This is a genomic window from Curtobacterium sp. VKM Ac-2922 (assembly GCF_022815645.1).
Taxonomy (GTDB): Bacteria; Actinomycetota; Actinomycetes; order Actinomycetales; family Microbacteriaceae; genus Curtobacterium.
Window position 1 is genome coordinate 65,486 of sequence record NZ_JALGRO010000012.1, and the last position, 13,197, is coordinate 78,682.

At 73.3% G+C, this 13,197-nt stretch carries 15 protein-coding genes, 1 pseudogene and 1 riboswitch; of the genes and pseudogenes, 8 read left to right on the forward strand and 8 right to left on the reverse strand.

The annotated features are described in order from the left end of the window. Positions 1-30 precede the first annotated feature (30 nt). A riboswitch (TPP riboswitch) is annotated at positions 31-126 on the forward strand. From thiM to thiD, 3 genes and pseudogenes are all read left to right on the forward strand, one after another. Further along, on the forward strand, positions 115-960 hold the full coding sequence (thiM, locus tag MT346_RS14260) for a hydroxyethylthiazole kinase (protein WP_243563755.1): 846 nt from the start codon (positions 115-117) through the stop codon (positions 958-960). Its footprint overlaps the riboswitch before it by 12 nt. Further along, positions 957-1,706, forward strand: coding sequence for a thiamine phosphate synthase (gene thiE / locus MT346_RS14265; protein ID WP_243563756.1), 750 nt, complete (start codon positions 957-959; stop codon positions 1,704-1,706). Before thiM ends, thiE begins: the two co-directional genes overlap by 4 nt. Positions 1,707-1,720: 14 nt before the next feature. After that, positions 1,721-3,076, forward strand: a pseudogene (gene thiD / locus MT346_RS14270) (bifunctional hydroxymethylpyrimidine kinase/phosphomethylpyrimidine kinase); the annotation flags it as partial. A 53-nt stretch (positions 3,077-3,129) separates the two neighbouring features. Here the strand turns inward: thiD and MT346_RS14275 are convergent. The 4 genes from MT346_RS14275 to MT346_RS14290 all read right to left on the reverse strand — a co-directional run bounded on the left by MT346_RS14275 (position 3,130) and on the right by MT346_RS14290 (position 5,159). Beyond that, positions 3,130-3,672: a metallophosphoesterase gene (locus MT346_RS14275; RefSeq protein ID WP_243563757.1), complete on the reverse strand. Its 543-nt coding sequence runs from the start codon at positions 3,670-3,672 to the stop codon at positions 3,130-3,132. Then, a complete protein-coding gene (locus MT346_RS14280) occupies positions 3,669-4,190 on the reverse strand; it encodes a MarR family winged helix-turn-helix transcriptional regulator (RefSeq protein WP_243563758.1) in 522 nt (173 codons plus the stop codon). Before MT346_RS14280 ends, MT346_RS14275 begins: the two co-directional genes overlap by 4 nt. 189 nt (positions 4,191-4,379) lie before the next feature. Then, positions 4,380-4,841, reverse strand: a complete 462-nt coding sequence (locus MT346_RS14285) for a VOC family protein (RefSeq protein ID WP_243563759.1) — start codon at positions 4,839-4,841, stop codon at positions 4,380-4,382. Positions 4,842-4,862: 21 nt separating this feature from the next. Next, positions 4,863-5,159, reverse strand: a complete 297-nt coding sequence (locus tag MT346_RS14290; RefSeq protein ID WP_243563760.1) for a GNAT family N-acetyltransferase — start codon at positions 5,157-5,159, stop codon at positions 4,863-4,865. A 51-nt stretch (positions 5,160-5,210) separates the two neighbouring features. Between MT346_RS14290 and MT346_RS14295 the strand changes: the two genes are divergently transcribed. Both MT346_RS14295 and MT346_RS14300 read left to right on the forward strand, forming a co-directional pair. Next, positions 5,211-5,861 carry an NADPH-dependent F420 reductase gene (locus MT346_RS14295; RefSeq protein ID WP_243563761.1) on the forward strand — a complete coding sequence of 217 codons (651 nt, stop codon included), beginning with the start codon at positions 5,211-5,213 and terminating at the stop codon, positions 5,859-5,861. 144 nt (positions 5,862-6,005) lie between these two features. Beyond that, positions 6,006-6,995: a hypothetical protein gene (locus MT346_RS14300; protein ID WP_243563762.1), complete on the forward strand. Its 990-nt coding sequence runs from the start codon at positions 6,006-6,008 to the stop codon at positions 6,993-6,995. A gap of 87 nt (positions 6,996-7,082) precedes the next feature. Here the strand turns inward: MT346_RS14300 and MT346_RS14305 are convergent, their stop codons facing one another. After that, complete coding sequence (locus tag MT346_RS14305) at positions 7,083-7,940, reverse strand: LysR substrate-binding domain-containing protein (RefSeq protein ID WP_243563763.1); 858 nt, start codon at positions 7,938-7,940, stop codon at positions 7,083-7,085. Between the two features lie 123 nt (positions 7,941-8,063). On the opposite strand from MT346_RS14305, the gene MT346_RS14310 reads away from it, so the two are divergent. Then, the gene (locus MT346_RS14310; protein WP_243563764.1) at positions 8,064-9,389 is read left to right on the forward strand and encodes an MFS transporter; all 1,326 of its coding nucleotides are present in this window, start codon (positions 8,064-8,066) and stop codon (positions 9,387-9,389) included. A gap of 189 nt (positions 9,390-9,578) precedes the next feature. Here the strand turns inward: MT346_RS14310 and MT346_RS14315 are convergent, their stop codons facing one another. Beyond that, a complete protein-coding gene (locus MT346_RS14315; RefSeq protein ID WP_243563765.1) occupies positions 9,579-10,226 on the reverse strand; it encodes an NAD(P)-dependent oxidoreductase in 648 nt (215 codons plus the stop codon). 150 nt (positions 10,227-10,376) lie between these two features. On the opposite strand from MT346_RS14315, the gene MT346_RS14320 reads away from it, so the two are divergent. Continuing rightward, positions 10,377-10,742, forward strand: coding sequence for a helix-turn-helix domain-containing protein (locus MT346_RS14320; RefSeq protein WP_243563766.1), 366 nt, complete (start codon positions 10,377-10,379; stop codon positions 10,740-10,742). A 45-nt stretch (positions 10,743-10,787) separates the two neighbouring features. Next, a complete protein-coding gene (locus tag MT346_RS14325; protein WP_243563767.1) occupies positions 10,788-11,816 on the forward strand; it encodes an NADPH:quinone reductase in 1,029 nt (342 codons plus the stop codon). Positions 11,817-12,047: 231 nt separating this feature from the next. On the opposite strand, the gene MT346_RS14330 is transcribed toward MT346_RS14325, so the two are convergent. Continuing rightward, positions 12,048-12,224 carry a hypothetical protein gene (locus MT346_RS14330; protein WP_243563768.1) on the reverse strand — a complete coding sequence of 59 codons (177 nt, stop codon included), beginning with the start codon at positions 12,222-12,224 and terminating at the stop codon, positions 12,048-12,050. A gap of 32 nt (positions 12,225-12,256) precedes the next feature. Then, positions 12,257-13,066: a GAF domain-containing protein gene (locus tag MT346_RS14335; RefSeq protein WP_243563769.1), complete on the reverse strand. Its 810-nt coding sequence runs from the start codon at positions 13,064-13,066 to the stop codon at positions 12,257-12,259. Positions 13,067-13,197 lie beyond the last annotated feature (131 nt).

Here is a 13,197-nt window from a genome sequence, read left to right on the forward strand (position 1 = left end):
ATGCGTCGCTCGGCGTCGTGTACGGTGCTGCCCAGAGACACGGGGTGCCGCATCCAGCGGCTGAGATCACACCCGTCGAACCTGCTCGAGCTCGTACTCGCGAAGGGATCGTCCATGGAGAACGCTGCGCCCGCACGGGCTGCGCACACCGCCGAACTGCTCGAGGCCGTCCGTGCCCGGAGTCCCCTGGTGCAGTGCATCACGAACACGGTGGTGCAGAACGTCACCGCGAACGTGCTGCTGGCACTCGGCGCCTCGGCCGCGATGGTCGACGTGCCGACCGAGGCCGGACCGTTCGCCGGGATCGCCGACGCCCTGCTGGTCAACACCGGCACACCGCACGCCGAGCCGCGTGCCGCGTCGGTCGAGGCCGCCAGGGCGGCCACGACTGCCGGGACGCCGTGGGTCCTGGACCCGGTGGCCGTCGGGTCGCTGCCGGTCCGGACGGCCCTGGCGCGCGAGCTCCTCGCGCTCCGACCGACGGTGCTGCGTGGCAACGCGTCCGAGGTGCTCGCCCTGCTCGGGACGTCGGCCGGTGGGCGCGGGGTCGACAGCACGGCGGGTACCGAGGACGCGCGCGGATCGGCGGTCGCCGCGGCCGGGAGGACCGTGGGCGCGGTGGCTGTTTCGGGTCCCGTCGACCTGGTGGTCGGCCCCGGGGCACCCGGCGGCCCCGGCACGCTGGTCCGGGTCGGGAACGGCACCGACCTGCTCACGCGGATCACCGGTGGCGGGTGCGCCCTCGGCGCGGTGATCGCCGCGTTCACGGCGGTGACCGACGGCGATGCGGTCGCCGCCGCGGTGGCCGGAACGACGGTGCACACCGTTGCAGCCGAACTCGCCGCACGGGACGCCGCCGGTCCGGGGACCTTCCAGCCGCTGTTCCTCGACCGGTTGGCCGCGCTGACACCCGAGGACGTCGTCCGGCACGCCCGGGTCACCGAGGAGTCGACGGCGTGACCGGGGCGTGGACCGACGAACCGTGGGACGTCGGCGTGTACCTGGTGACCGACGGCACGCTGTGCGACCGGCACGGACACGGGGTGCTCGCCGTGGTCCGGGCTGCCGTCCGCGCGGGTGTTCGGATCGTGCAGGTGCGGGACAAGGACGCGAGCGCGCGGGACCTGCTGGCGCTGACGGCCGCCGTGGCGGACGCGGTCGGCGACACCGCGCGGGTGGTGGTCGACGACCGACTCGACGTGGTGCTGGCCGCGCGGCACGCGGGGCACCGCGTCGCCGGCGTGCACCTCGGGCAGTCGGACGTGCCCGTCACCGCAGCGCGTGCCCTGCTCGGCCCGGAGACGCTGGTCGGCCTGACCGCGAACACCCCGGAGCACCTCACAGCGCTGGACCGGCTGCCCCGCGGCACGGTCGACCTGCTCGGGGTCGGTGTCGTGCACCCCACGGCGAGCAAGCCCGACCACCCGCCGGCGCTCGGGATCGCCGGGTTCGCCGGCATCGCCGACCGGGCGGAGCTGCCCTGCGTGGCGATCGGCGGCGTGACGCTCGACGACGTCGCCCCACTCCGGGCAGCCGGCGCTGCCGGTGTCGCCGTGGTGTCGGGCATCTGCGCGGCCGCCGACCCGGGCGCTGCTGCGGCGGCGTTCGTGTCGGCGTGGCGCGGTGCCGGACCCGGCCGTGCGCCGGACGGGCGGGTGGGCGTCGGACGGCTGCCGGGCCTCCTGGCCGACGGGGGTGCGCGGTGAGCGGGCCGGTGCGCGTGCTGAGCATCGCCGGGACCGACCCGACCGGCGGCGCCGGACTGCAGGCCGACCTGAAGGCGATCGCCGCACACGACGGGTACGGGATGGCGGTCGTGACCGCGGTGGTCGCGCAGAACACGCGCGGCGTGCGGTCGGTGCACGTGCCGGGCGTCGAGGTGCTGCGCGACCAGCTGGACGCGGTGTCGGACGACGTGGTCGTGGACGCCGTGAAGATCGGGATGCTCGGCACGACCGCCGTCGTCCGGCAGGTCGCCGAGTGGCTCCGTGCGCACCGGCCACCCGTCGTGGTCGTCGACCCGGTGATGGTCGCCACGAGCGGTGACCGGCTGCTCGACCACGACGCCGAACGCGCGGTGACGGAGCTGTTCGCGCTCGCGGACCTGGTCACGCCGAACCGGTCCGAGCTGGCGGTGCTGACGGGGCTCGTGGACCCGTCGGCTCCGGACGCAGACCCCGTGGCCGCCGCCCGCGTGGTGGCCGCCGCGTTCGACGTCCTGGTGCTGGCGAAGGGCGGGCACGGGGACGGGCCGAGCTCGGACGACGTGCTCGTGGCACCCGACGGCAGCGTCCGGGTGTTCCGGGCCGCACGGGTCGCGACGACGAACACGCACGGCACGGGCTGCTCGCTGTCCAGCGCGATCGCGACCTTGGCCGCGCAGCACGGCGACTGGGAGGTGGCGGTGGGGCTCGCGAAGGACTGGCTGACCAACGCACTGCGCGGAGCGGACACCCTGCACGTCGGAGCGGGCGCCGGGCCGATCGACCACGGCGCCGTCGTGCGGGCAGCCCTGCCCGTCGTCCGGTGGACCGATGCGTGGTGGCGGGACGTGCACGAGGTGCTCGACGCCACGATCCGCTCCCCGTTCCTGGTGGCACTCGGAGACGGCACGCTCGAGGACGCCGTGTTCGCCGGGTACCTGGCGCAGGACGTGCACTACCTGCGGGCGTACGAGCGGCACCTGGCGGCGCTCGGCCGAGGTGCGACGGGCGACGCAGCCGCGTTCTGGACCCGGGCAGCGGCGGGGTGTGCGGACGAGGCGGCGGCGCTGCACCACCGTCGACTGGGCGGCACCCGGGCGGACGGCGGGGTGCACCCGACGTGTGCGGGCTACCTGGCGCACCTCGACGCGGCGGCACGGGACTCGGACGCCGTGCTCGCCGCCGCCGTGTTGCCGTGCTTCCGCGTGTACGCGTGGGTCGGTGAGCAGCTGCGGCAGCCGGCGGCGGGACACCCGTTCGCCGACTGGGTCAGCGCCTACGGCGACCCGGCGTTCGCGGCGGCGAGCCGGAGTGCGACCGACCACGTCGAGGAGCTGGCCGCGGCGTCGACCCCGGCGGTCCGAGGGCGGATGGCGCGTGCCTTCCGGACGTCGACCGCGTGGGAGGCGGCGTTCTTCGCGATGCCCTACGACCTCGGCGAGGGCTCCTCGCGCGGCGTGGCCGCACCCGGAGCGAGCCGCACCAGCCGGACGTCGAGCGCGCCGTCGTCGGACACCGTGCAGCGCATCCAGGTGTGGTCCGGCTGACGACGACGGTCGGTGGGTGATCCGGGGTTGAGCAGCCGCAGGCCACCGGGGGCCGCGGTGTCCCAGGGGATGTGGGAGTGCCCGAAGACGAGCACGTCGGTGTCGGGGTACGCGGCCTCGGCGCGACGTTCCCGCCCGGTCGCCGAGCCGGTCTCGTGCACGACGGCGAACCGCAGTCGCTCGACGGTGACCCGGGCGACGACGGGCAGGCGATCGTCGAACTCCGGGCCGTCGTTGTTGCCGCGGACCCCGACGAACGAGCGGCTGCGGGCCTGCAGGGCGTCGAGGGTCGCCAGGTCCAGCCAGTCGCCCGCGTGCACGACCAGGTCGGCGGCGTCGATGTCGTCCCACAGTGCCGCGGGCAGGTCCTTCGCCCGCTTCGGCAGGTGGGTGTCCGACAGCAGCAGGAGCGCGGTGCTCACGAGTCGGCGTCGGGATCCGCGTGCGCGTCGGCGTCCGCGTCGGGATCCGCATCCGGGTCACGGTGCGGCATCGGCAGGCCCGCCTCGTCGGCCTGGCCGAGCCGCTCGAGCAGGCCGGCCAGCAGGGCGATGTCGTCGTCGGACCAGCTCGCGATCCGCTCGTCGAGCGCGTCCCGGTGCAGCTGCACGGACCGGTCGAGTGCCGCGCACCCGGCGTCGGTCGCCTCGAGCGGCTTCGCGTTGCCGGTGCCACCGTCCGTCGTGCGGATCAGCCCGGCCGCCAGCAGGCCCGCGAGCTGGCGCGAGATCGTCGAGCGGTTCAGGTGCAGGTAGCGCGCGATGTCGATCGCCATGCAGCCGGGGTGCTGCACGACGAAGTCGACGAGCGACTGGTCGACGATGCTCAGGACCGCATCGGTGCCGCGTGCCCGGATGCTCGCTCGCCGGGTGATGCGCGACAGCTCGGTGTACGCGCGACCGATGTCGGCGGTGCGGACGTCGGGCCTCGGCTGGTTCATGGTGCCTCCAACCATCGTGTTCCCTCGGCGGTCACCATACCTGTGGGTCTCCGCACCAGACCGCGACGCACCGAGGTCGTCTGCGCGATCCGGCCTGCTCGTGCGTCTTCGCGCAGGCGGTCACGGTTCGACCGTCAGACCGACCACGACCCGTCCCGGCCGTCGCACCGACGTGTGGGACGGCCGCCGTCACTCGCCGCGGATCGCCGCCTGCAGGGTCGGGATGTCGAGCTTCACCATCTGCATCATCGCCTGGAACGCCCGCGCCGAGGCCTCGGGGTCGCCGCCCGCGCTCATCAGCTCGCCCCAGTTCGCCGGGGTGACCTGCCACGACACCCCCCACGCGTCGGTGAGCCAACCGCACATCGAGGGCGTCGCTCCGTTCGCCAGGAACGCGTCCCAGATGCGGTCGAGTTCGTCCTGGTCGTCGACGTCGACCTGGAACGAGATCGCGTCCGAGTGCGGGTGCCCGGGGCCGGCGTTCATCGCCCGGTACGGCTGACCGTGCAGCCGGAACTGCACGACGAGCGTCGACCCGTCGGGCAGGCGGTCGACGTGGTCGACCGACGAGTCGGGGATGACAGAAGCGTAGAAGGTGGCGGCCTCTTCGGCCTGCCCGTCGAACCAGATGAAGGGGACGATCTGCCGCATGGTGTGTCCTGTCGTCGTGGCTCAGCCCGCGGCGGTGCGGGTGAGCAGTGCTGCCTTGTCGGGGTGTTCGTCGAACCACTTCGCGACGAACCAGCACATCGGCACGATGCGCTTGTCCGTCCGCTGTTCGACGTCGGCCACGGCGAACGCGACCAGCTCCGCCGCGTACCCGTGACCCCGGTGCGCGGGCACCGTGACCGTGTGCGGGAACGCGACGGCGTCGTCGTTCTCCCGCTCGTCGAGCACGCTCACCAGTGCACCGTCGACGTACATCGCGTACCGCTGCCGATCGATCTCGTGGTGGAACTCGTGTGCCATGCCGCCATCATGCCGCGGAATGCCGTCGCGGGGCGCGGAGTTGCATCGTGCATGACAACCATCGGCATCATCGGCGCAGGACACATCGGCTCACAGCTCGCACGACTGGCGGTGCAGCACGGCCACGACGTGGCGATCGCGAACTCCCGCGGCCCCGAGACCCTGCAGGACCTGGTCACCGAACTGGGTGACCGCGCCCGGGCCGTCACCCGCGACGAGGCCGCAGCGGCCGGCGACCTGGTCGTCGTGACCACGCCCCTCGCCGCCATCGAGACGATCCCCGTCGAGCCCCTGGTCGGCAAGGTCGTCATCGACACGAACAACTACTACCCCGAGCGCGACGGACACATCGCGGCGCTCGACGACGAGTCGACCACGACGGCGGAGCTGCTGCAGGACCACCTGCGGGGCGCGAAGGTCGTCAAGGCCTTCAACCACATCGGCGCCGCCGAGCTGACCACCGCCGGCGCGCCGTCCGGCACCCAGGGCCGTCGTGCCCTGGTGATCGCGGGCGACGACGCCCAGGCCAAGCGCGTCGTGTCCGACCTGCTCGACGAGTTCGGCTTCGACGCCGTCGACGTGGGCGCCCTGGCCGAGGGCTGGCGCATCCAGCGCGACACCCCCGGCTACGGCAAGCCGGCCGACGTGACGGAGCTCGAGCAGCTCGTCGCCGACGCCAAGCGCTACCGCGACATGGCGTAGCCCGCGCCCCCGGAACTGGGGCTGGGTGGGCCGGCACCTCCGCCGATAGAACTGACGATGGATCAGCCGACGGAGGGAGCTGCGCACGTGGCGTCGCATCGCATGCCCGATTCCGATCGACCCCGCCGGAGCGTCCCGGCCTGGGTGACGGCCCCCCACGACGACGGCCAGGAGGCCCCGGTCGCGTCCGCCTCGCAGGCGTCCGCGACCGAGCCCCCGGCTCCGCAAGCCCCGCCCGCAGCCGCACCGGCGCCGTCCGTGTCCGGTGCGGCACCCGGGTCCTCTGCGACGCCGGCCCCGGCCCCGGCCCCGCGGCTCGACCCGCACGCGGTCGTGCCGGACTACCCGCCGTCCCAGGAGTCGCTGCCGCCCGCGCCGACCTCGCCCGCGCTGCACACCGCGCCACTGGGCTCGTCGTCCGCCGAACCGGTCGTCGCGACCGCCGCGCCGGTGTCCCCGATCGACGCCGTCCGCGAGCCGGCACTCGCCGGTCCCGCACACCAGGGGCCCGTCGTGCCGCGCACCGGCCAGCCCCGGTTCTCGGTCCCCGGACTCGAACACGTGCTCGTCGAGGGCACCGAGCCGGAGACCACCGGACCCGTCGGCTACCGCACGCCCGCACGCTTCGCCCACCAGCAGGCCGGCTCCGTGGTGGCACCGGACCGGTCGTTCGATGCCGTCCTGGCCGCACCCGCGGTGCAGCCGGAGACGGTGACCCGACACCTGCCGACGGCGGACCTGCCGGACGTGACCGTTGCCGGGGAAGCCGACCCGGTCCTCCCGTCCGACACGGCTGCCGACGCTCGCCGCACGCTCGGGGCGACCCCGGCCGCTGCCCTGGGCGCCGTCGCGGGGATCGCGACGCTCGGCCTCGCCGCGTGGTGGTTCACCGCTCCCGCAACGGTGCACGCCGTCGGGCTGCTGCTCGGCCTGGTCGCGATCGTGTGCTCGTCCGTCGCACTGCGTGACCGCGCGGCCACGTGGCAGCGTCCGGTGGCGCTGCTCGGAGCCGTGCTCGGCGCGGTCGGCACCGTGGTGCTGCTGTGGGCCGTCGCGACCGCGCTGCTGCCGATAGCCGGCATCACCCTGCCGGACCTGACCGGCACGGCCACGGTCCCCACGCTCGCTCCCTGACGCGCGCCTCCTCTCGCGCTCCTCTTGGCGCTTCTCTCGACGAACGGGACGCGCGGGGGCGGGCGCGGGCGGACGGGCGCGCGCGGATCAGACCGCGCGGACGACGCCGCGGGACGTGATCGCGTTCGTCAGGGCGTCGATCGGCTCGCGCTGCACGGTCGGGTTCGCGATGAGCACGTAGTCGACGGCGGGGAGGTCCGGCAGGCCCAGGCGCTGCGACACCTTCACCAGGTCGGCCGGGATCAGCGAGTGCGGGAACACCGCCACGCCGATGCCCGCACGCACCGCCGCGAGCACCCCGTTCACGTCGCGGGTGTTGCACGTGATCCGCCAGGTCCGACCGGCGGCCTCGAGCGCGTCGATCGCCATCTGTCGGCTGATGCTCGGCGCCTGGTAGGCGATGAGCGGCACCGGCTCGTCCCGCTCGACCACGATGCCGTCCTGCGCCATCCACACCATCTGGTCCGTCGCGACCCGCGTGCCCTCGGCCGATTCGCCCGCGGTCTGCTTGATGAACACCAGGTCGAGCGCCCCCGCGTGCACCCGGCGCAGCAGCGGCGCGGACTGGTTCACGGTCAGCTCGAGGTTCACCTGGGGGTGCAGCCGTCGGAAGTCGCGCAGGATCCGGGGCAGCTGCGTGATCGCCAGGTCGTCGGCCGCGCCGAACCGCAGTCGCCCGCGGGTCGCCGAGCCGGAGAAGTACGCGTCCGCGGTGGCGTGGGCCGCCAGGATCGTCCGCGCGAACCCGGCCATCGCGTCGCCGTTGTCGGTCAGGCGGACGCCGCGGGTGTCCCGTGCGACCAAGGTGCGCGACACCGCGGTCTCGAGCCGACGGACGTGCTGCGACACGGTCGGCTGACTGATGCCGAGTCGGGCGCCGGCCTGCGTGAAGCTCTGCGTCTCGGCGACGGCCAGGAAGGTCTGCAACAGGACGGGATCGAGCACGCGGGTGCCTCTCATTCGACATCGCAATGGAGTGATAGCAACCATACGGGGATCGAATGGGTCGGTGTCACGTAGTTTCGTTGGGGTACCAGTCCGCATCCGACGTTTCGGAGTCCCTGCACCGTGAGCGCGTCACCGACGACCCTCCCCCCGCCCACCGAACCCCTCCCGATCCAGACCACCCGCCCGCCGTGGCGCCACACGCTGATCGCGCTGTCCGTGCCGAACTTCCGGCTGTTCACGGCGACCAACCTGGTGGCGATGACCGCGGGCTGGATGCAGCGCATCGCGCAGGACTGGCTCGTGCTGCAGCTGACGGGCTCCGTCGCGCAGGTCGGCATCACCGTGGCGTGCCAGTTCGCCCCGATGCTGTTCTTCGGGCTGTTCGGCGGCGTCATCGTCGACCGGTTCTCCAAGCGCGCGCTGATGATGATCACCCAGGGCGCCTTCGCGGTCCTGTCGCTGCTGCTCGCGGTGCTGACGCTGACCGGGGTGGTGCAGGCGTGGCACATCTGGGCGATCGCGTTCGTCGTCGGCATGGTCACCGTGATCGACAACCCCGCACGGCAGGTCTTCGTCACCGAGATCGTCGGCCACGAGCACCTGCGGAACGCCATCAGCGTGAACTCGTCGGTGTTCCAGCTGGGCGGCATGATCGGCCCGGCGCTGTCCGGTGCGCTGCTGGTGGCCGTCGGTGCCGGGTGGTCGTTCGGCGTGAACGCCGTGGCCTGCGTCGCGGTCGTCGTCACGCTCGGGTTCCTGAAGACCTCGGAGCTGCACCGAACGCCGGCGGCCCCCCGCGGCAAGGGCCAGCTCGTCGAGGGGCTGCGCTACGCCGTCGGCAAGCCCACGATCATCGTGCCGGTCATCCTGGTCGCGTTCTTCTCCGTCTTCGCCCTGACGATGCCGGTGCTGCTGTCCGCCTTCGCCTCGAAGGTCTACGACGTCGGTGCCGGCGGGTACGGCCTGTTCAACTCCGCGGTCGCGGTCGGCGCCCTGGTCGGAGCGCTGCTGTCGACCCGGCGCGCGGTGGTCCGGCTGCGCACGATCGTCGGCGGGGTGTTCTGGACCGGGATCCTGCTGGTCGTGAGCGGCAGCATCCCCGTCATCGCGCCGTTCACCGTGATGCTCGTCGCGGTCGGCATGTCGCAGCTGCTGTTCATGACGGCGTCGAACTCGCTCGTGCAGCTGTCGTCGAACATCGCGATCCGCGGTCGGGTGATGTCGCTGTACATCCTGGTGCTGCTGGGCGGGCAGGCCATCGGCGGGCCGCTGATGGGCCAGGTCGTCGACCACTTCGGCGCCCACGTCGGGATGATGGTCGCCGGCGGGGTGCCGGCAGCCGCCGCGGCCGTGATCGGCGTGGTGCTCGCCCGACGCGGAGGCTTCCACCTGGGCGTGCGGGTGCGGCACCACGTGCCGCTGCCGGCGATCGTCGGGCACCGCTGACGGCGATCGACGCAGGCCGCTGACGGCGCTCGACGTGCACCGCTGACGGACGGGAGGCCCGGTGCCAGCTGGCACCGGGCCTCCCGTCCGATGGTGGTCACCATCTGCGCGTCGCACCCCGCCACGAGCATCGCGCCCCGTCGGGACAGGGCGCGATGCTCGTTCAGGGGTGCGACCTGCCGCGGTGGATCAGTACGCGACGCCGAAGCGCGCCTGGTGGTGCGCCGGACGCTCGATCTCGTCGACGAACGCGATGGCGTAGTCGGCACCGGAGATGTCCGAGTTGCCGTCGGCGTCGGTCAGCAGGACGTCGTCCGAGGTGCGGTACGTGCCCCGACGCTCGCCGGGGTTGTAGCCGCCGAAGGCCGCCGCCGGGCTGACGTAGAACCAGTCGACGTCGGTGCCACTGGAGCGCAGCGCCTCGAGGACCTGCGCGTGGCTCTTCGCCTCGCCCTTGAACGCGTCCGGGAACTCGGCGGTGTCGAACAGCGCGGGGCCACCCTCGGCGACGAGCAGCGAGCCCGCACCCCCGACGATGCCCAGGCGTGCGCCGGCCGCAGCGGCAGCGTCGACGAAGTGCTGGAACTTGTCCTTCAGCTCGCTGCCGTCGGCCTGCACGGCGTGCAGGGACACGACGACGACGTCGGCGTCCTTGGTGACCTGGGCCACGAAGGCCGCGTCGAACGCGTCGCCCTGGGCCAGGGTCAGGTTGTCGGCCGGGTCGAGCTTGGAGGTGTCACGGGCGACGGCGACGACCTGGTGGCCGCGCGAGAGTGCCTCGTGGGTGATGGCGGAGCCGGCGTAGCCGGTGCCTCCGAAGACGACGATGGTGCTCATGCGTGTTCCTCTCGTGGTGATGCGGTCTGTCGTGACTCACTCTAGGGGTGTTACTCTCTTTGGGTAAGTAGGCACCTGGTGGTGCGTGCCATTTGGCTCAATTCGTCCCGTTCGTCCCGTTCGTCCCGCCGTCGCGCGTCAGGAGTGTCCATGAGTGCCCTCGAGTACAGCCCGTACGCGGCCGACTGCCCGTCGCGACAGTTGCTCGACCGGATCGGTGACCGGTGGAGCGTGCTGACGATCGGCACGCTGGCGTCCGGCCCCCATCGGTACTCCGCGATCGCAGCGGCGGTGCAGGGCGTGTCGCAGAAGATGCTGACGCAGACGCTCCGGGCCCTCGAACGCGACGGGCTCGTCACCCGCACGGTGTTCCCCGAGATCCCCCCGCACGTCGAGTACGCGCTCACCGACGCCGGCCGGTCGCTCCGCACGGTGCTGCAGCCGCTCGAGGACTGGGCGACGACGCACATGCCCTCGGTCGCCGACGCACGCGAGCAGTACGACGCCGCACACTGACCGGTCCCTGGAATCGACCGGCCGCGCTGGTGGTTGCTTGGAGACATGCGATCGATCGTCTACTCCCAGCCCGGTGACTCGTCCGTCCTCTCCCTCGTGGACCGTGACCTGCCGGAGCCCGCTGCCGGCGAGGTGCGCGTGCGTGTGGTCGTCTCCGGCGTGAACCCGACCGACTGGAAGGCCCGCGCGGGCGGTACGTACGGCGACGGCCTGCCCTTCGCGGAGATCACGCCGAACCAGGACGGCGCCGGCGTCGTCGATGCGGTCGGCCCGGGCGTCGACGGGCTCGCCGTGGGAGACCGCGTGTGGCTGTTCATGGCCGCGGCATCGCGCCCGACCGGCACCGCGCAGGAGTACACCGTCGTGCCGGCCGCGCGCGTCGTGGCCCTGCCGGACGCCACCTCGTTCGACGTCGGTGCGTCGCTCGGCGTCCCCGCGATGACGGCCCACCGCGCACTCACCACGCACGAGGAAGGTCCGGCCCGCCTGGGACCCGGCGCGCTCGAGGGCATGACGGTCCTGGTCGCGGGCGGCGCGGGCGCGGTCGGCCACGCGGCGATCCAACTCGCCCGGTGGGCCGGGGCGACCGTGATCTCGACGATCAGCTCGGACGCCAAGGCCGCGCTGGCCACCGCAGCAGGGGCGCACCACACGGTGAACTACCGCTCCGACGACGCCGCGCAGCAGATCCGAGCGATCGCACCCGACGGCGTCGACATCGTCGTCGAGGTGTCGATCCCGCAGAACGCCGACCTGGTCGCCGACGTGCTGGCGAACCACGGCGTGGTGTCGATCTACGCGAACAACGGTGGGGATGCGGCCTCGTTGCCGATCCGCCCGAACATGAGCGTCAACGCGCGGTACCAGTTCCTGCTGCTCTACACGATCGGCGACGAGGCCCTGGCCGCCGCGGCCGAGGACATCACCGAGGCACTGCACGACGGGGTCCTGCCCGTCGGGCCGGACGCCGGACTGCCGCTCACACGGTTCGCTCTGGCGGACACGGCTGCCGCGCACGACGCCGTCGAGAACGACACCGTCGGCAAGGTCCTGATCGACGTCACCGAGGCGTAGGGGCGGGCCGCCGCCCTGCCTGCGCGTCGCACACCCGCGGCGCCGCACGCTCCGCACGTCGCACCCCGGCGCGTCGCACGCCCGCGCGTCGCACCCCGGCAGTGACATCGCGCCCCGTTCCCTCGGGGCGCGATGTCCGTCCGGGGGTGCGACACGAAGGCGGAGCGGACGCAGCGGAGCGGACGCAGCGGAGCGGACAGCGGGGCCGTGCGGGCGGAGCGCTCGGCGACGTCAGCGCCGACGACGCGGACGGAGCGTCAGCCGCGCCCGCGCCGCGCGGAGCGCACGCTCGAGGTTGGCGGCGACGACGACCGGGTCGTCGTAGTCGGCGTCAGTGGCCTCGGCCCGGCGCTCCGACCGGATCGGCGCACGGCCGAACGAGAACGGACCCGGGTGCACGCTCGTCATGGCGCCAGGGTACGACTGCGGACCGACAGTGGTCACGACGCCTGCTGCCGCTCGCGGACGGGGAACGCCAGCGTGCACGCCACGGCGACGTACTGCGCGACGACGTCGACGTTGCGCACGTCGAGGTCGGCGAACGCCCCCGGTGTCGGGCAGTCGACGGTGAGCATGCCGAACGAGTAGCCGTCTCCCCGGATGACCACCGCGACGTACGAGCGGTAGCGCGGGTCGAAGTCCGGAGCATCGTCGGCGGCGTCGACGTCGGACTCGCGATCGCCCACCACCCGCGGCGGGCCGCCCGTCAGCACCCACTCGAGGTTGCGGTCGCCGTAGGGCGTGCCCGCGCGGAAGGTGCCAGCGGTGTCGTCGGCACCCCCGTGGCCGATCGGCTCGAGCGCGTCGAGCGCCGGCGACAGCAGGTACACGTTCGCGCGGACGTCGGGCACGTGCGGCAGCAGGTAGAACGCCAGTGCCGCGGCAGCCCGGTCGGCGAACGCTCCGAGCTCGGAGCGGCGCGTCGGATGGTCGTGCGCCGCGAAGCGTGTGAGCCGCGTCGCGATCTGCCCGAAGCCGTACTGCACCGCCACTTCGTAGGCGGCGCGCGCCGCGGCACCGGTGTCCTCGGCGCGACGGCGGGCCGCTGCCGTGCGCCGCGCGCGGACCACCTGCCAGAAGACGACCGCGGCGAACACCACCAGGGCAGCGACGACGAGCACGGCACGCTCGACGGGCACCCCGACCAGGTTGGGCAGCTGGAACACCGCCGTCGGAAGCGCTGCCGCGACGATCGGCAGCACGACGTCGCCGTACCGCCTGCCGCGCACCCGCTCGTTCCCCTGCCCCACGCCTCGACGCTAGGGGCGACCACCGACGCCCCAGCGGCACCCGGCGCACCCGGGCGTGCACAGCACACCCGGCGCGGGCAGCGCACCCTCGATCCACCATTGCCAACGCGACCCGATGCGGGGACCATCGC